Consider the following 17,660-nt stretch of genomic DNA (forward strand, 5'->3'; position numbering starts at 1 on the left):
AACGTAGAATGCTTAACGGCAAGACAGCACTTATCACCGGTGGGACCTCGGGCATTGGTCTCGCGACCGCCAAGCTCCTGCACCAAAACGGCGCGCGCGTTGCGATTAGCGGCCGCGATCGGGCCGCCCTTGAGCGGGCGCGGGAGACCATCGGGGAGAATGTCCTACTACTGCAGGCAGATGTGCTTTCCCGAGGCGCCTTGCAGAAGATGGCCACTGACGTTCAACAGGCCTTCGGCGCACTCGACGTCTTCTTTGCAAACGCGGGCGTCGCTTATGTAACGCCTCTGTCAACTACCGACGAAGCTCAATACGACCGTCTCATGGATACGAACGTCAAGTCCGTGTTCTTTTCCATCCAGGCGGTGGAGCCTATCATGAAGGAGGGGGGCTCGATCATCCTGAATACAGCCTGGCTCAACCATGTCGGCGTGCCTGGTCGAGCGATGCTTTCAGCATCGAAGGCGGCTGTGCGATCCCTCGCCCGCACGCTGTCGGCGGAATTGCTCAACCGGCGCATCCGCGTGAACGCCGTCAGTCCGGGCCTCATAGAGACGCCCATTCTTCGCGGCGTAGGCCAATCGGAGCATCCTGGGCAGACCGATGAGGAGTTTCGTGACTACCTCGCTGACGCAAGTAAATTGATTCCGATCGGGCGGCTTGGACAGCCCGAAGAAGTCGCTGCCGCCGTGTTGTTCCTTGCCAGCGACGCATCCAGCTACATGCTCGGATCCGAATTGGTCGTCGACGGTGGGTTCGGCGAACTTTGAATGCAACTGCAGCCGGGGGCTTCGCCCTCGGTTTTTTCGCAGGTCAAATTCCTTCGAAGTTGCAGGTACTCACTAGGGAATTCTTTGACTTGCAGCTCAAATGGCTTACAAAAATTCTCGACGATGCAGTGGCGGCCGGTGAAGTGCCACCTAGCAGTGATACCCCGCAAAAAGCCTACCTCCTTTTGAGTTTAATGGAAGGCTTCAGCTTCATCGATTGGGCGATGCAGGACGGGCGTCGCCTCGATACGCCCGCCCTTTCGCAACTTGCCCGGCTGCCTCTGCTGTCCCAATAGAGTGACAACTCGTTGCTTGATCCGCCGACCGTTCCGAAGGACGTCGCAACGGCGCTCCGACGCGGTGATCCGGCTCCGGCTGTCGCACGGCGACGGAAGGCCGCTTAGATTCGCTTAGGAACTTCTATACAAGGAGCACGGGCTGCTCCCGCCATGATGGTTACACGCCACCAGATCGCGATAAAAGCGTGCTCGCTGCAACAATAAGATATCTTCGGAGGAAGTCGGACGAATGCTGAATAGAAGCCAGTTATCGGACCTCTCGATTTTCCTACTGATTGTCCAGCATCGCAGCTTTCGAAAGGCCGCCGATCATCTGGACGTGACGGTGTCGGCACTCAGCCATCGCATGAAGTCCCTCGAGGAACGACTGGGCGTCCGCCTTCTCAACCGCACAAGCCGCAGTGTCGCCCCGACCGCTGCGGGGGAGGCGCTCGCCGAAAAAATAGCCGCGGGTCTTGACCTCATCAATTCAGGCCTGGAAGAGCTGCAGGCGCAATCCGAGGGAGTAGTCGGAAGTGTCCGCGTCAATGTTCTGCGCGATGCGGTGCCTCTGCTTTTGAGCCCGGCACTGCCAATTTTCGCACAAAGATATCCGAACATCGAACTAGAAATCGCCGTCGACGACCATTTCGTCGACGTTACGGGGGAAGGCTTTGATGCCGGGCTTCGCTACAGCGGCACGATCCCGGAGGACATGATCGCGATGCCGTTGACTTCGCCCTTGCAATGGATTGCCGTCGGATCACCGGACTATTTCGCTCGTCATGGCCGACCTGTGGTTCCGGAGGATCTGAACAGGCACAGATGCATTCGCATCCGAACCGGACGTGGCCAGATCTATCACTGGGAATTCGAGCGCGGCGAGGATCGTCGCCAAATCGAGGTACCAGGGTCGATCATTTCCGGCGCAACCGACCTCGCCGTCGGTGCGGCGATCAACGGCGCTGGCCTCGCCTATTGCCTGGAAAGGCTGGTTCGTCCTCACCTTCAGGCAGGACGCCTCGAAATCGCGCTGCCGGAATGGTCATCGGTCGGCCCTCCCCTTTCGATCTATTACTCCAGCCGGCGCCAGCTCCCCTTCGGCATCAGCGCACTCATCCAGACAATTCGGGAAAGCGAGCGGCTAGCATAGCTGCATCACCATCATTGAACTAGGCTCAACGATCCGTTGATGCCGGCGGCATTGATTCAACGTTCGTTGCGCAATAGGTCCGTCTCGACAATCCGGCAGCTCCGAAGAGCCCAGCGATTCTACGTCGAGGTTATGAAAATGTATGCTCCAGCTCCGAACAGAAACGAGAACGTCAATTATCGCCCGTGCGGGCGCTTTGGCCTCAAGCTTCCGCCGATTTCGCTTGGCCTATGGCAGAACTTCGGCGGCACGGACTGCTTCGAAACCGGCCGCGCCATTATCCAGCGCGCATTTGACCGCGGCATCACCCACTTCGACCTCGCCAATAACTATGGCCCGCCATTTGGATCCGCCGAGGAGAATTTCGGCTCGATCCTAAAGAAGGACTTCGGGCATCACCGCGACGAGATGGTGGTCTCCTCCAAGGCCGGCTGGGATATGTGGCCAGGCCCTTATGGATCGGGAGGCTCCCGCAAGCATCTTCTCGCCTCACTGGACCAAAGCCTGCGGCGGATGCGTCTGGACTATGTCGATATCTTCTACTCACACAGGCCGACCACGGATGTACCGCTCGAAGAGACTATGGGTGCGCTCGTGCAGATGGTCCGGCAAGGCAAGGCGCTCTATGTGGGCATCTCGTCCTACGGTCCGGAAAGGACGCGCGAGGCAGAGCGCATTCTTCGCGCCGAGGGCGTGCCGCTGCTGATCCACCAACCTTCCTATTCCATGCTCAACCGCTGGATCGAGGACGAACTCCTCGACGCGTTGGGCACCCTCGGGGTGGGCTGCATCGCCTTCTCGCCGCTGGCTCAGGGACTGCTGACCTCAAAATATCTCAACGGAATTCCGGAAGACGCCCGTGCAGCGAAAGGCGGTTCCTTTGATACGCGCCTGTTGACCGTGGATAACCTAAGACGAGTCAAGGCACTCGACACGATTGCAAAACGGCGGGGTCAATCACTGGCGCAGATGGCGATTGCCTGGACTTTGCGCAATCCTCGGGTCACCTCGGCGCTGATCGGGGCACGCACCATCGCCCAGCTCGATGACGCCCTCGATTCTCTCAACAATCTGGAGTTCTCCCCGGAGGATCTGCGGGAGATCGACCATTACGCCACCGAAGGTGGCATCGATCTTTGGCGTGGCGTCAGCAAGCAAGTGTGAGCCGTACGGCCGAAAGGGATTAACTATGCTCGACCTGCTCGCATTGGCCAGGCTGCTCGAGTTGAGCGGCCGGAAGAACAGGGAAGGCTGCCGCCGCGACGAGGACGCATTTTACGAGGAGTTCGGCACCGATCCGCCCGTCCTCATCGTTGCATTCGGCCGCGCACTGAGCTTCATCGCCCGTCGCCGGGCAACGGGACACGCGCAGAAAGTGGCTTATTGTCAGGCGGAAGGGAACTGTCGACCTGCTGTTCAGAATGGGGCGCTTACACGCGTGTAGTGCCCCAGGTAGGCGGATCGCCGGCGCAATAGCCGCGAGGAATTTTCGACTACGGAAGAATCGGAGGTCAAAATGAACAAGCGAATCGTATTTACCGGTGGGAGCGGCAAAGCAGGCCGCCATGCCGTCTCCTATCTGGTGAACAAGGGATACAAGGTTCGCAACCTTGATCTCGTCCCGCTGAACTGTCCGGGCGTCCAAACACTGATCACAGATCTCACCGATGGTGGCCAGACGTTCAACGCTTTGTCGATGCATTTTAGCGGCGAGGATCTCCAGCCTGGAGGCGGGCCGGCTCCGGTTGATGCCGTGGTGCATTTCGCGGCAATTCCGAGCCTTCTGCTCAAACCGGATAATCGGACCTTCGAGGTCAATGTGATCTCGACCTACAATGTCATAGAAGCCGCCGTGAAACTTGGCATCCGAAAGGTAATCATCGCTTCCAGCGAGACAACCTATGGGGTGTGCTTTGCCGAGGGAGACAAGAATTTCCAGCAATTCCCGCTAGAAGAGGACTATGACACCGACCCGATGGACAGCTACGGCTTGTCCAAGGTCGTCAATGAGAAGACGGCGCGAGCGTTCGCGATGCGCAGCGGCGCGGACATTTACGCCTTGCGGATCGCCAATGTCATCGAACCTCAGGAGTACGACCGTTTTCCCGGTTTCCTGGCCGAGCCAGCGTCGCGCAAACGGAACGCCTGGAGTTACATCGACGCCCGCGACCTGGGGCAAATCGTCGACCTTTGCCTGCAGGTCGACGGTCTTGGCTTTCAGGTCTTTAACGCGGTCAATGACACGATCACGGCGACTATGCCAACGCGCGACTTTCTGAGGCGCTGGGCCCCGGACACACCCATCGTTCGAGAACTCGGCGAGTTGGAAGCACCTCTCTCGAACCGCAAGATCCGTGAAGTTCTCGGATTCAAGGAAGAACACAATTGGCGGAAATACGTGTCTGGCCAGTGATCCCTGGCGGCACGTCGAAATTTCTTCGATACGGCAAATGCGTCCGCACAGGGAAGAGCGAAGTCATGTCCGGCGTTTTGCTAGGGGAACGAGCGCTAGCCAGGACATCATGCCTCGCCATCAAGGTGTCCGGCCGGATTGGGCCATGTGTGCCGCTTTACGTGGACGGATTCCGAGCAAAGGAAGAAGGAAGACGATATGACAATAGAAGCAACGGTCGCCGGTATCCCGCAGATCGGTTACGGTACGTGGAACCGCTCCGCGGAAGAAGCTTATCAGGGTGTCATCTGGGCGCTGGAAGCGGGCTATCGGCACATCGATACCGCCCAGGGCTATAATAACGAGCAGGACGTCGCCCGCGGCATCAAGGACGCCGGTGTGCCCCACAGCGAAATCTTCATCACGACAAAGGTGAAGCCCGAAAATTACGGACCCGGCGCCGTCATGCCCTCCGTCAAGGAGAGTCTCGAAAAGCTGCAGACGGACCAGGTTGATCTGCTCCTCCTACATTGGCCGTCGCCCCACAAAAAATATGCACTGACCGACTACATTGGCCAGCTTGCAGAAGTTTTCGACGCTGGTCTCGCCAAGCGAATCGGCGTTTCGAACTTCACGAAAGCGTTGATAGATGAAAGCATCCGCCTGCTCGGAGACCGCACGATCACCACCAATCAGGTGGAATGCCACGTCTACATGCAGAACCGGCCGATCATCGATCATTGCGAAACCCTCGGCATTGCCATCACCGCCTATTCGCCGCTGGCGCGCGGTGCCGTCGTCGGTGATCCGGTTCTCGAAGAAATCGCCAAAGCGCACGACGTCACTGGCGAGCAGATCGCTCTCGCTTTCCTGATGGCCAAAGGGCACATCGTCATCCCCTCTTCCGGCAAGAAGGATCGCATTGTCTCGAATTTTGCGGCCCGCAAGATCATTTTGACGCCGGATGAAGTCAGACGGATCGCAGGTTTCGAAAAGGGGATGCGACTGGTGAACGGCGACTGGTGCCCTGTTTGGGATCTATGAAGCCCCAAAAAGCGCGTGCGAGGAGTGTCGCTCGTACGGCTGATCGAAGCCAAGGCGGAATGCTGACCCGAGACGCACGGAACTGACTTATCGAAATTCAATGCTGTTATTGGCGGTCGAAGCGGACGACGCGGCGTTCTACGCCGCCTGCGATTACGACCATGAAGGCGTCGTCGCGAAGCATCGCGAAATGTTGTCACGCGAATGCAGGCAGATGCAGAAACAGGAGAGACACATGACTGCGCCAAGGCGTTGTTGCAGGACGACTGGCGGTCCCGCAACGCTGAATTTTCCGGGGAGCATCTTACCCGCAATCTGGCGCTCGCCGATTCCTGAAGCCACTTGCCGAGTGTCACTAGGTGAGCGTTGCCGCAGCCCCGGTCGCCTGGACGCTGGCTTGGCCCGGGCGTCGTGATACCGCGGAGAAAGACCGATCTTGTCGACGAACAGCAAGACCAGCCTGCCGATGATCAGAACGACGCGACCGCACCCAAGATCAACGCGCTTTATCCGGCATGCATCAAGCCTCAGAGGACCGTCAAACATTGTTCTGTGTGAGTATCGCCGGTCATCTGGCGGAAGTCAGAATGCGCTGTTCGAGTGCGATCAGGCCAGAGAAAACGACGATCGGCATCAAAAAACCGAGGATGGCATCGGACATATAATGGGCGCCGACCACCACGCGCAGGACTGCGGTCGCGACTGAAGCAATGGCAACCGGCCGGCCGAACCAGAGCCTTGCCTTCGGCGGCAGAAGAATGATCAGGCACAGCAACCAGCCGGCTCCCGACGCCTCACCAGACACGAAGGAGCAGTTGCTCGTACATTGACCGAGAAACGATCCGGCCGCCATAAAGTCCATGTGACCGCCGAAAAAGTTGGTCTGAATCGGGCGGGGACGCCCCGAATGGCTCTTCAGCAGCAGGTTGACGATCAATCCCGTGCTGAGGCCCAAAGTAGCAAGCGAGAGCCACAGGCGCCGCATCGGCATTTTCGCTGCAATCGATTTGGACAGGCTTCCCGCGGTGACGGCGATCACGATCGCGACGGCCGCGATGTACGGCAAAACATAGAGAGCCCAGCGCAGCAATTTGATGAATTCATAGCGGCCGAGGGCAAAGCTGCCGCATCCCGCACCTCCCCCGCAAAGCGCTCCCCGAAAGAAGAATGACGAGACTGCAATATCCATCGCCGGGAATACATGAAAAATGGAAAGCAGCAACAGCCAGGTCGAGGCCACGAGGAAGAAGGTCCAGCTGGCGCTGGCGCGGCCGAGCGGCACGGCTTGATAGGCCATGTTTATAGTTCCTGTGTTTCGACCACCGGCTTCGACGACATGGCTTCTGGAACGTCGCCATGCGTCCTTGTCTGCCTCTTGCCTGACAATTGCCTGAACGGGATTTGATACCGGAACTGATGATAAGATTTCCGAAGAGCCGGCTGTGGATACCGGCAAAACGCACGCCGGTATCCACGGATGCATTTATTGGCGCGGAACCCTCTGCCTGCCTTCACCGTCGGCTGTCGAGCGTCAGGGTCATCGGACCTCCGCCATTCGCCGCCCTCCGTCACCTTCACCGTGGTCGCGGAAAGAGAGGACACGGACGGCCAGAGCCGCAAACATGTAAAGCTAAATCGCATATATTTCACCTCATTGGAGCAGCCTGGCGATCTGCGTAAGAGGCAGACCTGACAGCTGTCTGAACAAGAGTGAAATTTGAGCAACCTAGGACCAAGGCCTTACGCCCAGAACAATGGCTCGGCTCCTTCGCTCCTTGTGCCCGAACGCAAAAAGCTCCTCGACGCTTACGCGGAGGAGCTTCTATAAGGTATCTCAATATATCTGTGTTTTGTAAGCGTTGGTTGCGGGCTGCACGCAAACCATCGTTCGGAACACGCAGGCTTCGCCGGCGGGGTCTAGCCCCTCACCTCGCGAACGAGCTGGAGCGTCGACAGCCGATCCATGATTAGCTTCGCCCGTTCCTCGCCTAAAAACTCGGTGGCGCGGTCTGGCCATAGTTCGAGGGCGCGCGTGACGGTGGATCTGACTTCATCAACGATCCATTTCGGATCGACGCGCAAGAAGCTCGCGACCCGTTCGAAGCGACGCAGATTCACATTCTCGAAATTATGGGTCCCGACAAAGCGTAGCGCCATTGTATCACCCGACATGAACAGGACTGTCGGGACGATATAAGACCGATCTTGTCTCCGCGATAGGCAAGCCGGGCACGCGTGCTTTTATCGCTGTCCGGATCATACCAGCCGAGGCTGAGGTTAGGGCGCTGGGTGTCTCTGAGATACGGTTCTGCAACCGAGAACACGACGCCTCCATCCCCGTCTCGTGTCAATGTGCCGACCCGGACCGGCCCGCGCGCATGATCGAGAAGATGGACGCCAAGGATAGCCGGCTCTTTTTTTGGCATCAGCGTTCGCCCTCATCCTCGGCACCGAGATCGACGAACAATTCGTCGAAAGCCGTGCGGCCGGGTTGCGCGCGTCGCTCCTCTTTGTCGGTCTCACTGACCAAGGCACGGACTTCCAGGGCGCGAGAACGGGGCACGAGTACGGGAACAAGGTCAAGCGCATCGCATATCTCGGCGAATAGAGTGAGCCGATCGCGGCCCGATCGATCACCGCTCAGGTCGCGCTCGAGTTCGGAGATCCGCGCTCGATCTCGCCCCACCCGCATGGCCAGTTGTGGTTGACTCAGGCCGCGTCGCACCCGGGCTTCGTGCAGTTGCGTGCCGATACCAAGGCCGCCAGGCGACTGCTGTGCAGACTACTGAAGAAGCAAGGCCTACCACCCGAGCGGATCATCACCGACAAACTCCGCTCTTATGGAGCGGCAAAGCGGGAAGTCATGCCAGCGATCGAGCACCGGTCCCACAAAGGCCTTAACAATCGAGCAGAATATTCTCATCTGCCACTGCGAAAACGCGAACGGGAGATGCAAGGGTTCCGATCAGTCGGCGGTTTGCAGCGTTTCATATCCGTTTTTTCCGAAATCTCTTCGTCGCACCGCATCAGAAACGCTCAGCCCTTGCCAACCACATCCATCGTGTCCGCGCCCTGGCCCACTGGAAAGCCGTGACCGGCGCGCTTGCCTGATTTCACAAAACCACGCCCACTTCGGTCATTAATGAAATAACGTGACATCGCCCTACACGCAAGTGCAAGGATGCGCTTCAGCCAAGCCGCGTTCGGCGTGCCGTCGAAGCCGTGTCCATCGGACCGCGCAAAGGCGACCGCGCGCTGGTCTCGTGCCGTAAGCGATCCGTAAGCGCGCGCATTCAATGGTCCCACCGTAAGTCATAAGCGCCACCATACGCGCGGGACTGGACGCACTCGCTTCCTCGCCATTCAGTGATTGCGTGGTCGTCTGGTCCACGCGCAGACGCGTGACATCTGTGGACGCCGGAGACGTCGCCATGCGAAAAAAAGCCCCTGCAATGGTCCCTGCGGATCTCGTCGGAGCTTGCCAGCCGCGGCGATGGTCCGTGCTGCCGGATCCTACTGCCCGCCGGAACATGTCGAGGGCAGCGGCGGTATTTTTCAGCCTCCTGCCGACCTTGGGATTCGCTGGAGATCAGCCCCCCGACTGGAGCCTGAGCGCCCGTGTCGTCGCGGTCGGGCTGTTCGACGTGGCCGGCGTGCGTGAAGTGGGGCGCTTTCATGTCGGTGGACCGATACCGGGAAATCCGGAATTCCTCATGACGACGCGCGAAGGGCGGGTGCTCGATCCGCTGAGGGTTCTGGTGGCGGTGAGCAGCAATTTCGGCGCTCGCCCGAGCGACCCCAGAATCAGGACCGGCGCAATCCTGTCCATCGATCCCCGCGGGGGCAAGTCGGGCGGCACCATAGTCGTTTCGGAAGACATCACCGGCGACATTGGAGAGACCCGGGTCCAGCTCTACACTGCACAGAGCGACCAGTTCCTCAACCGCCACTACAATGCCGGGGCGCGAACAGCGCACCTCACAGCTGCATCCGGACCGCGATACATTTCCATCAACAACGCCTTCGGAAGGCCTTGGATCGCGAACGCGCCAAATGGGATGGGTCGCGAGGGCAGCGTTAGCGTTGTCGACCCCGACGGAGCGCCGCTCGCCAACGCGCCGAGCCACAAGGCCGGCGGCGTATTTGTCGGCCGGCTAACCGATCGCGAGCGTACGCCGAAAGGACAGCCCAGCGGATGGCTCGCTAGGCTGCTGAACTATCAGGCGAGTGGCCAGTTGACGCCCGGCGGGCTGCAGACGGGCGCGCTCGGAACGGCGTTTCTCGGTCCGTCGCCGGACGGCAGCGGTTTTGCCGTGTTCGCCGCAGTCACGGCGGATGGCGGCGTGGTTCAGATCCATGTCCAGGATGGCGTGGACGGCCTGGCCGCTCCCGGCACGGTGAGCGCCGGCCGCAGTATTGACGACGATCCCGGCGTCATCGGCATCGCCTTCAAGTGGAACCCGGATCGTGTCCTCTACATCGCCGATCCCGGCCGTGACCGGCTGGTGCTGCTCGAACTAGAGGACGACCGGCGGCATTTCACGGTCGCTCGGACCCGTACGATCTCGTTGCCGGAATTCGACCGCCCGGTCGACATCGTCGCCGCCATACCCGAAATCGCCAATCCGCATTTCTCGAGCCACACGACGCTTGCCGGCGGATCCGATCTCCTCGTCGCTAACCGCGGCGACGGCTCGCTGCTTCGCGTTAGCCAGGACGGCCGGCTTCTCGCCCGAGCGACGATCGATGTTCCAGGCGTCGGACCCCTCGGCCCAGATCGTCTTCGCGCGATCGCGACGTCGGCGGACGCGCAGCGGATCTGGATAACGATAGGCGGCGAGGTTCCTGGATTCCCGGGCCGCGAAGGGGCGCTCCTCGAGGTCGCTGCCTTCGACGAACACGGCGCGGCGGCGACGAAGACGACTCAGGAGATGCAAAGCGCGGCTGCCGACACCAATCTCGCGGCACGCGGAAGGCAGTTGTTTCAAGCCGACTTCACGCCGCAGACGGGCCTCGGCCCATTATTCAATGCACCATCTTGCGTGGCCTGCCATCCCGGCCCCGGCGGCGCCAGCACCGATGAAAGCCATTTTGCGCGCAGGATAGCCTCTATGGATCCGGAGTCGGGCCGAATGGTCGCAATCGATCATCCCAACAGTCCGGTCGCCAGACGCTATGCGCTGGGCGATGGCATCGGCACCACGACTGTCTCGGCGGCAATGCCGCGCGAGGCCAATGTGATCTCGCTGCGCATGCCGCTTGCTCTCTACGGCATCGCCAAGATCGACGAGATACCTGACAGTGTCATCGAAGCACAGGCTGTCAGCAAGGGCGACGGAATCAAGGGCCGGGCACATCATGTCGTCGACGCCAACGGCGCGTCGCGGGTTGGCCGATACGGCTGGAAGGCCGACATTGCTCGCCTCGAGGAGATGGTGGCGGACGCCTTCGCAAAGGAACTCGGCGTCACCAGCGCAATCGTCGACCGCCGCGACACGGTCACGCAGCCGGTCGAGCAGGATACCGGCCAGATCCACGCGGTGAGTTCCTATCTGCGAACACTCAGCCTATCCGAGGAGGCCAAGCCATGAGCCTCGCGCTGGCGCTCTCCCATGCACCGGAACGAGCGCGCTCGGTCTTGCCTGGCGTCATTGTGGCCGCTGCGCTAGCCCTTGCGGCCGGCTGGATCGCCGGCGGACTGGGCGAGCCCCTCTCGCGCAACCCCATCCTCGTCGCCATGCTCTTCGGCCTCCTGATCGGCAACAGTTTCGCCTGTCCAGACGCATTGCGTCCGGGGCTCGACTTCACCAAGCGCTACCTGTTGCGGCTGGCCGTGGTGCTGGTCGGCTTCCGCATCACGATGCGGCTGTTTCTGGATCTGGGGTTGATGCCGCTCGGGGTGGCAGCCATCGAGTTGGTCCTAGTCGTGACCTTGCTCTACGCCATCGCGCGCAAGCTGTTCAGGCTCGACCCCGAGATCGCGCTGCTCGTCGCAGTCGGCAGCGCCGTGTGCGGCGCCGCGGCTATTCTTTCCATGGCGGCGCTGATGCGTGCCCGCGACCAGAACGCCGGTGTCGCCATCGCCTTGATAACGCTGAGCGGCACCATGGCGCTGCTTGCCTATCCCGTCATATTCCTGAATGGATGGCTGCCGCATCTCGACGACCGCCTCTACGGCGTGTTTGTCGGGGCGAGCATCTTCGAACTGGCGCAGGTCTACGGCGCCTCCTTCGCCGTCTCCGAAGGGGCACTCAACACCGCGACGCTCGTCAAGCTCAGCAAGGTGCTGATGCTCGTCCCGCTTCTGCTTGCCGTCGGCCTGCACTTTCGCGGCCGCAACAAGGCGCAAGAGGCAGCACCGATACCGTTCCCCTGGTTCATCGTTGCATTCATTGGCGTGGTGATCGTCAATTCGGAGATCACCCTCAATCCGCAGCTGCGCCGCATCATCCTCGATGTCGACCAGTTCCTGTTCCTGATGGTGATGGTGGCGCTCGGCATCACCACCCACATCGCTCGCCTAGGAGAGGCTGGCGGCGCGTGGCGACTGATCGGGGTGGGTTTCGTCGGGGTGGTCCTGTCGGCCGCCATAGCCTATGGCGCTCTGATACCCTTCTCGGCGGCCTTCCGGGCCGCATCGCCGTCGTCGAGCGCAAGCGCGATGCTTGGCAGCCAGGGCGGAAGGCTCTTTGCCTCGGTCGGTTGCGCCAAATGCCATGTGCCGGCGCTCGAGGGCGTCAGCGGCGAGGTCCGGCTCTACTCGGATCTGCTGCTGCACGACATGGGACCGGCGCTAGACGACAAGATTGTCCAGGGCGACGCCATCGGTGCCGAATGGCGGACCGCTCCACTCGTCGGCATCCGCCTGCGCGAACGCTACCTGCATGACGGCCGCGCGATCACGTTGCGCGATGCGGTCCTCGCCCATGGCGGGACGGCACGGATCGTGCGCGACCGCTTCTTCGATCTTGGCGATGCCGACCGCCAGGCGATCCTCGATTTTGTGGCCAAGCTATGAACCGGCTGCATCACGCCACCGCTATGGTTCACCGGTCGAATCGCCATGTATGAAGCTGCCATCGCAGAGCTGAGCCATCTCGACGGACCCGACCTGCTGGCGCGGCTCGTCACCGACCTGTTCGATGGAAACATAGCGCTCGTATCCTCGTTTGGCGCGGAATCCGCGGTTCTGCTGCATATGGCGGCCTCGATCGACCGTTCGCTCCGGTCATTACGCTCGACACCGGAAAGCTGTTTGCAGAAACGATCGCTTGTCGTACGCAAATGACAGCTCGGCCTGACCGATCTGCGCGTCGTGGCGCCCGACGTCGATGTCTTGCGGGTGCTCGACGGTGCCGGATCACTGCACCGCCGCGATCCGAACCAGTGCTGCCATGTCCGCAAGGTTCTGCAGCTCGAAGAAGCCCTAACCGGTTTCAAGGCCTGGATTTCCGGTCGCAAGCGATATCACAGCGGGGTTCGCGCGGATGTTTCGACGCTCGAGGAACACGACGGACGCCTGAAGATCGACGCGCTTGCTCGCTTCACACGCCAACAGATCGAGGCCTATCTCGATCGCTATCACCTGCCCCGGCATCCGCTCCTCGAAAAAGGCTATCTTTCGATTGGCTGCGTCCCCTGCACGGTCGAATGTGGCCGCGAGGACAACCCTCGCGCGCGGGCCGCTGGAGCGGATTGTCGAAAATGGAGTGCGGGATCCATCGGTCGCCCTTTTCCTCTCGCAATTCGGCCGCCTCCGCCTCCTGATTTCCGGTTGCGCAGCACCCCGGTCGGCCAATGCCGCTTCCACTGCAAAGGCACTACTAGGAATTGTCGCATTATTGGGCTACGCTGAGGCTAATCTGGGCGGCGGGACGGGTCACGGTGACATGACCGGCGTTCGAGGATCAGTGGAGCGGAGCCCCATGCCCCCCCTAGACGCCGTCGAAGCCGACGCGAGGCGCCCGCTCTCGGCCCCCAACCGGATCGCCAAACTGGCGGCGCCGCGGAGCGCCAGGATACTGAGGCGAAACCGCGTTCTCGAAGCGATCGACCGGACGCCGCGATCTGGCGTCTGCTGGCTGGCCGCGCCAGCCGGATACGGCAAGACGACCGCGGTCATCGACTATCTCGAAAGCACCAATGCTCCGCATGTGTGGTTCCGGATCGACGAGGGCGATCAGGACATTGCGCGATTCTTCCAGTATCTGACGCACTCACTCAACCCGGCCGCTACGATTGGAGACATGCCGGTTTTCGGCGTGGAGTACGCCGAGCAGCCAAAGGAGTTCGCCAGACGCTTCTTCAGAGATTATTTCGCACGGCTGAAGCCCGGGACAATTCTGGTCCTCGATGATCTGCACGACGTCGACACACCTGAGTTCCGGACGATTCTTTCCGTGATGTTCCGGGAACTGCCGGACACGGTTCGGTGCATCTGTGCCTCACGAACGCTGCCGTGCGAAGAACTGGGCGAGCTCACCATCAAGGGCCAGATGCAGGTCGTCGATAGGTCGGCGCTCGAATTCTCGATCGCGGAAGCGCGCGATCTCGTCAAGCTGCGTTCGAAAGACGCTGCTGCCTGGATCGATGTCGAGGCGGCGCGGGGCTGGGCGGTCGGGCTCGTGCTGCTTGCGGATCGCGGTTCGACATTCGGGCCGGACACAACTGCGTTAGGGTGGAGGTGGGATGTCGAGCTCTCTGATGTTCTCGGTCGTCATTTCTTCCTCACACTTCCCGCCGCCGACCAGGACATGCTCCTGAAGCTGAACTTGTTGCCCGAAATCAGCGCCGAGCTAGCGGACGTGATGATAGGTTCGAGCGAGGCGGGAAGGTTGCTCGACAGACTCTACAGGCGGCAGTTGCTCGTCACGCGTACAGAAAGCAGCCGTGATATCTTTCACCTGCATGACCTTTTGCGGGAGTTCCTCGACCGACGTTTCGCGCAGTACGTCTCCAAGGAGGAGCAGAAGTCGTTCAAACGGAGGGCGGCGAAGGTGCTTGTGGAAGCCGGCCGGCATGATGACGCGATACCCCTTGCACTGGATGCTGAGGACTTCGTCTGGGCAAGCGAGCTCATGCTGACCCGCGCGGAGGCCGTGCTGGCGCAAGGACGCCGCGCTACCTTCATCGAATGGACCGGCCGGTTACCAGAAACGTTGATGAACGGCTGGCATTTCTATTGGCTTGGTGTAGCCCATATGCCGGATGACGCTGCGGCGGAGCGCTGGCTTTCAAGGGCATGGCAGGCGTTTGGTCGGACCGACGATCTGAGCGGCCTTTGTCTCACGGTATCACGTGCGGTGCTGGTCAAGACAGACAGTTGGCGGACCTACGAAGGTCTTTCCGTGTGGACCCGTCGAGCGTCCGAGATCATCGAACGCGGCCTTCCGGAACTTCCGCCGGTAGAAGCGATGCTCGTGCGCATCGGCATGGTGCGTGCTCTGAACTTCGCCGAGGAATACTATCGCAGCAGCACAGCCGGACAGGTGCTTGAAGCCCAACTCCTGGAGCGGTTGACCAGAAATCCCGAGCAGGATCCGAGCTTATTGCGGTTGCTTGCGAGCGAATCGCTGATCGAGCATTCGGTGTCGACCATGGATGCCGATCTGTTCACAAAAGCTGTCGACAGCGTCGTTGATGATTTAAGCGACAAGAACGTGCTGCCATGGGTTCTCGGCATGTGGCTGGTCGCCTTTGGAGCCAAGAGCGGCCGCTATTTTCCCTACAAGAGAAGGGACTTTCCCTATCCGTCGGCCGAAGCCGCGCTGCGAGCGGCGATCGCGATCGGCGAGCGCGATTCCCTCAGAAGCGTGGAATTCGGGGGACTTTATCATCTTCAGATGCAGATGAAGTTCCGTAGCGATTTTGCCGAATTCCACAAAGTGGTCGGGCGTCTGGCCGAGATCGCCGACAGCCGTTTCACCACGCAGGTAGCCGTTGTCGCCGACTGCCACGCGACCTTATACGCGAGGCAAGGCGACTTCACGGCAGCCTACCGGGAGTGCGAGCGCTTCATGGCGGCCATCGAGGCCGCGAACGAGCCGATGGTCGAGCGCTGGCCACATTACATTACAAAGTTCCAGGTGCTCCTTGCGGACAGGAAGCCGCAGGACGCCGCTGCTCTGCTAGTGGACCTTCTGCCGCGGCTGGACGGCGGTGCTCGCAAGCGGACCGAGATATGCATCTTGGCCGCGACGGCGCTGGAGAGTTTTTGGGACGACGATCCGCACTATGGCGACCGTCTGAAGGCCTTCCTGGACGAACTCCGCAGCACGAACTGGCCGATGGTGCTTCTCAACCTTCCTGAGCTGCTCGGCGAACTGCTTGGCGATGCGCTGGAGCGCGGCATCGAGCCCGAGCTCTGCCGGTCGCTGATCCGGGAACGCCTGCTGGAAGTGCCGCGGCAGCGGCCCGCGGCCTGGCCATGGCCGCTCAAGGTCTACGTTCTCGGAGGCTTTCGGCTCGAACTCGATGGAAATCCTCTCCATCTCGGTGCCAAGCCACCGACGAAAGCCCTCGACATTCTGCGGGCGCTGGCGATCTCGAAAAATAACACCTGCTCGCTGGAGACTCTTCAGGACTGGCTGTGGCCCGATCTCGACGGCGATAAGGCGCGTGCGGCATGCGAGCAGGCACTTCATCGGCTTCGCAAGCTGCTGGGACGGACGGACCTCATCGTGCAGCGCGAAGGCAAGCTTCGCGTGGCATTGGACAAGGTCTGGGTCGACCTCGCCGACTGGGAAGCACGGCTCAAGGCTGTCGCGACAGCCAATGGAGAGGCGGTTGGAATACGTCCGGACGCGGAGGCGCTCTTCCTGGCATTCCCCGGTCCTTTGTTCCTGCACGAGCGAGTCAGTTCTTGGTCGCTCGCTGCCGCTGAGAAAGTGCGTCGCGATCTGATCGATCTCGGGTTGAGGCTTGGCCAGCGGCTGGAGACGACCAACAACTCCCATGGGGCGCGTTCCATATATCTTAGGACGTTGGACTTTTATCCGGATGCCGGCCCCATCTGCAAAGCGCTGATCAAGGAGCGACTGGCGCGCCATGATTTCGAAGGCGCGGTTGACGACTACGCACGCTACGAGCGGGCACTGCGTGCTGCCGGAGAGACAGCGGCGGCCGAAATACGCGCCCTGGTCGAACCCTACCTCATACGGCAGACAGGCTGACAACGATGCGCATCGCCTTTTAGCCAAACCCGACCTCATCTTCCTCTAGACCATGATGTTTGCGGCCAGGACAAGGGCTGCGAGGATCAGAACGACGCCCGCGATCGCGTCCATCCGTTTGCGGTAGATCGGGTGGTCGAAGCAGCGGGACAGGCTTACGCCGGCCAGGCTCCAGCCATAGAACTTGATCGCGGAAGCCGCGAGGAACCCGGCTCCGAATCCCGCCTGTTCCTCGCTGCCGTAGCTGAAGGAGAGAACGCCGACGAGAAACATCGCCTCGAGCCAGACCAGCGGATTGAGCCAGGTGACGACAAGCATCGAACCGATCGCTTGGAACCGCGACTTGCAATGTGCCGTGACAACCTGCGTCCTGGATGTCCGGCTAATTTTGTGCAGGGTTCTCGCCCCCGACCATGCGAGAAATCCGGCGCATACCGCCTGCAGAATACCGGAGAGCGTCGGATGGTGCGTCAGCAGCGTTCCAAACCCACCAATGCCCATAGTAACCAGCGCGATTTCAGAGACGTAGCCGGTGGAAGCGACTGCAAAGGGGTGGCTGCGCGTTAAGCCCGCCCGGATAAGCGTGAGGTTCTGCGGACCGAGGGAAAAGATGAGCCCGAGGCCGAACACGAAGCCGGATGCCACTGCCGGCGACAACAAACCGTCGGCGGTCATCGGCCGGTATCCCTGCGCCACCGGACAGGCAGCCTGGTGTGCTGCCGCTCAACAGACCCTGGCCTTCCCGTTCGCGGACCCTTCTGCATCTCTTGCCTCCCACCCGTTCGGTTTACCGAGGCTCGCGCACCGGCAGACGTTACAAACGCGGCCGGATCGCTCGCCTCACGATGCGGC

At 60.9% G+C, this 17,660-nt stretch carries 17 protein-coding genes and 2 pseudogenes; 14 read left to right on the forward strand and 5 right to left on the reverse strand.

Annotated features, from left to right (window positions below; all coding sequences use genetic code 11):
- The first annotated feature begins 8 nt into the window (after positions 1-8).
- The 7 genes from ISN39_RS14725 (at position 9) to ISN39_RS14755 (ending at position 5,637) form a co-directional block, all read left to right on the forward strand.
- Positions 9-770 (forward strand): SDR family oxidoreductase, encoded by a 762-nt coding sequence (locus tag ISN39_RS14725; RefSeq protein WP_194728018.1) that lies wholly within the window; start codon positions 9-11, stop codon positions 768-770.
- An 89-nt stretch (positions 771-859) separates the two neighbouring features.
- The gene (locus ISN39_RS14730; protein ID WP_194728019.1) at positions 860-1,066 is read left to right on the forward strand and encodes a hypothetical protein; all 207 of its coding nucleotides are present in this window, start codon (positions 860-862) and stop codon (positions 1,064-1,066) included.
- Positions 1,067-1,298: 232 nt separating this feature from the next.
- Positions 1,299-2,201 carry a LysR family transcriptional regulator gene (locus ISN39_RS14735; RefSeq protein ID WP_194728020.1) on the forward strand — a complete coding sequence of 301 codons (903 nt, stop codon included), beginning with the start codon at positions 1,299-1,301 and terminating at the stop codon, positions 2,199-2,201.
- A gap of 132 nt (positions 2,202-2,333) precedes the next feature.
- Complete coding sequence (gene mgrA, locus ISN39_RS14740) at positions 2,334-3,365, forward strand: L-glyceraldehyde 3-phosphate reductase (protein ID WP_210388699.1); 1,032 nt, start codon at positions 2,334-2,336, stop codon at positions 3,363-3,365.
- A gap of 25 nt (positions 3,366-3,390) precedes the next feature.
- Positions 3,391-3,645: a hypothetical protein gene (locus ISN39_RS14745; protein ID WP_194728022.1), complete on the forward strand. Its 255-nt coding sequence runs from the start codon at positions 3,391-3,393 to the stop codon at positions 3,643-3,645.
- Positions 3,646-3,717: 72 nt separating this feature from the next.
- On the forward strand, positions 3,718-4,614 hold the full coding sequence (locus ISN39_RS14750; RefSeq protein ID WP_194728023.1) for an NAD(P)-dependent oxidoreductase: 897 nt from the start codon (positions 3,718-3,720) through the stop codon (positions 4,612-4,614).
- A gap of 198 nt (positions 4,615-4,812) precedes the next feature.
- Positions 4,813-5,637 carry an aldo/keto reductase gene (locus tag ISN39_RS14755; RefSeq protein ID WP_194728024.1) on the forward strand — a complete coding sequence of 275 codons (825 nt, stop codon included), beginning with the start codon at positions 4,813-4,815 and terminating at the stop codon, positions 5,635-5,637.
- A 568-nt stretch (positions 5,638-6,205) separates the two neighbouring features.
- Here the strand turns inward: ISN39_RS14755 and ISN39_RS14760 are convergent.
- The gene (locus tag ISN39_RS14760) at positions 6,206-6,934 is read right to left on the reverse strand and encodes a phosphatase PAP2 family protein (RefSeq protein ID WP_194728025.1); all 729 of its coding nucleotides are present in this window, start codon (positions 6,932-6,934) and stop codon (positions 6,206-6,208) included.
- A gap of 620 nt (positions 6,935-7,554) precedes the next feature.
- A complete protein-coding gene (locus tag ISN39_RS36390) occupies positions 7,555-7,794 on the reverse strand; it encodes a hypothetical protein (RefSeq protein ID WP_246763227.1) in 240 nt (79 codons plus the stop codon).
- 262 nt (positions 7,795-8,056) lie between these two features.
- On the opposite strand from ISN39_RS36390, the gene ISN39_RS36395 reads away from it, so the two are divergent.
- Positions 8,057-8,245: a hypothetical protein gene (locus ISN39_RS36395; protein ID WP_246763360.1), complete on the forward strand. Its 189-nt coding sequence runs from the start codon at positions 8,057-8,059 to the stop codon at positions 8,243-8,245.
- Positions 8,246-8,257: 12 nt separating this feature from the next.
- Here the strand turns inward: ISN39_RS36395 and ISN39_RS36400 are convergent.
- A pseudogene (locus ISN39_RS36400) lies at positions 8,258-8,329 on the reverse strand (XRE family transcriptional regulator); the annotation flags it as partial.
- A 42-nt stretch (positions 8,330-8,371) separates the two neighbouring features.
- Here ISN39_RS36400 and ISN39_RS14775 point away from each other — a divergent pair.
- Positions 8,372-8,748: pseudogene (locus ISN39_RS14775) on the forward strand (DDE-type integrase/transposase/recombinase); the annotation flags it as partial.
- Here ISN39_RS14775 and ISN39_RS14780 read toward each other — a convergent pair.
- On the reverse strand, positions 8,674-8,934 hold the full coding sequence (locus tag ISN39_RS14780) for a hypothetical protein (RefSeq protein WP_194730278.1): 261 nt from the start codon (positions 8,932-8,934) through the stop codon (positions 8,674-8,676). The pseudogene ISN39_RS14775 and the gene ISN39_RS14780 sit on opposite strands and share 75 nt — an antisense overlap.
- A gap of 134 nt (positions 8,935-9,068) precedes the next feature.
- Here ISN39_RS14780 and ISN39_RS14785 point away from each other — a divergent pair, with 134 nt between their 5' ends.
- The 5 genes from ISN39_RS14785 to ISN39_RS14800 all read left to right on the forward strand — a co-directional run bounded on the left by ISN39_RS14785 (position 9,069) and on the right by ISN39_RS14800 (position 16,808).
- Positions 9,069-11,228 carry a di-heme oxidoredictase family protein gene (locus tag ISN39_RS14785; RefSeq protein ID WP_246763228.1) on the forward strand — a complete coding sequence of 720 codons (2,160 nt, stop codon included), beginning with the start codon at positions 9,069-9,071 and terminating at the stop codon, positions 11,226-11,228.
- Complete coding sequence (locus ISN39_RS14790) at positions 11,225-12,655, forward strand: putative sulfate exporter family transporter (RefSeq protein ID WP_194728026.1); 1,431 nt, start codon at positions 11,225-11,227, stop codon at positions 12,653-12,655. Before ISN39_RS14785 ends, ISN39_RS14790 begins: the two co-directional genes overlap by 4 nt.
- Positions 12,656-12,700: 45 nt before the next feature.
- Entirely contained in the window at positions 12,701-12,925 is a 225-nt protein-coding gene (locus ISN39_RS36405) for a hypothetical protein (RefSeq protein ID WP_246763229.1), read from the forward strand.
- Positions 12,926-12,952: 27 nt separating this feature from the next.
- On the forward strand, positions 12,953-13,492 hold the full coding sequence (locus ISN39_RS36410) for a phosphoadenosine phosphosulfate reductase family protein (protein WP_246763230.1): 540 nt from the start codon (positions 12,953-12,955) through the stop codon (positions 13,490-13,492).
- 70 nt (positions 13,493-13,562) lie between these two features.
- Complete coding sequence (locus ISN39_RS14800; protein ID WP_194728027.1) at positions 13,563-16,808, forward strand: hypothetical protein; 3,246 nt, start codon at positions 13,563-13,565, stop codon at positions 16,806-16,808.
- Between the two features lie 45 nt (positions 16,809-16,853).
- On the opposite strand, the gene ISN39_RS14805 is transcribed toward ISN39_RS14800, so the two are convergent.
- Positions 16,854-17,483: a LysE family transporter gene (locus ISN39_RS14805; protein ID WP_194728028.1), complete on the reverse strand. Its 630-nt coding sequence runs from the start codon at positions 17,481-17,483 to the stop codon at positions 16,854-16,856.
- Between the last annotated feature and the right edge of the window lie 177 nt (positions 17,484-17,660).

The sequence above is a fragment of the Rhizobium sp. 007 genome (assembly GCF_015353075.1).
Taxonomy (GTDB): domain Bacteria; phylum Pseudomonadota; class Alphaproteobacteria; order Rhizobiales; family Rhizobiaceae; genus Rhizobium.

Bases quoted from the DNA above. Each gene is read 5' to 3' on its own strand.
- ISN39_RS14725 (WP_194728018.1), top strand. From the start codon at position 9: ATGCTTAACGGCAAGACAGCACTTATCACCGGTGGGACCTCGGGCATT.
- ISN39_RS14735 (WP_194728020.1), top strand. From the start codon at position 1,299: ATGCTGAATAGAAGCCAGTTATCGGACCTCTCGATTTTCCTACTGATT.
- mgrA (WP_210388699.1), top strand. From the start codon at position 2,334: ATGAAAATGTATGCTCCAGCTCCGAACAGAAACGAGAACGTCAATTAT.
- ISN39_RS14745 (WP_194728022.1), top strand. From the start codon at position 3,391: ATGCTCGACCTGCTCGCATTGGCCAGGCTGCTCGAGTTGAGCGGCCGG.
- ISN39_RS14750 (WP_194728023.1), top strand. From the start codon at position 3,718: ATGAACAAGCGAATCGTATTTACCGGTGGGAGCGGCAAAGCAGGCCGC.
- ISN39_RS14755 (WP_194728024.1), top strand. From the start codon at position 4,813: ATGACAATAGAAGCAACGGTCGCCGGTATCCCGCAGATCGGTTACGGT.
- ISN39_RS14760 (WP_194728025.1), bottom strand. From the start codon at position 6,934: ATGGCCTATCAAGCCGTGCCGCTCGGCCGCGCCAGCGCCAGCTGGACC.
- ISN39_RS36390 (WP_246763227.1), bottom strand. From the start codon at position 7,794: ATGGCGCTACGCTTTGTCGGGACCCATAATTTCGAGAATGTGAATCTG.
- ISN39_RS14785 (WP_246763228.1), top strand. From the start codon at position 9,069: ATGCGAAAAAAAGCCCCTGCAATGGTCCCTGCGGATCTCGTCGGAGCT.
- ISN39_RS14790 (WP_194728026.1), top strand. From the start codon at position 11,225: ATGAGCCTCGCGCTGGCGCTCTCCCATGCACCGGAACGAGCGCGCTCG.
- ISN39_RS36405 (WP_246763229.1), top strand. From the start codon at position 12,701: ATGTATGAAGCTGCCATCGCAGAGCTGAGCCATCTCGACGGACCCGAC.
- ISN39_RS14800 (WP_194728027.1), top strand. From the start codon at position 13,563: ATGCCCCCCCTAGACGCCGTCGAAGCCGACGCGAGGCGCCCGCTCTCG.
- ISN39_RS14805 (WP_194728028.1), bottom strand. From the start codon at position 17,483: ATGACCGCCGACGGTTTGTTGTCGCCGGCAGTGGCATCCGGCTTCGTG.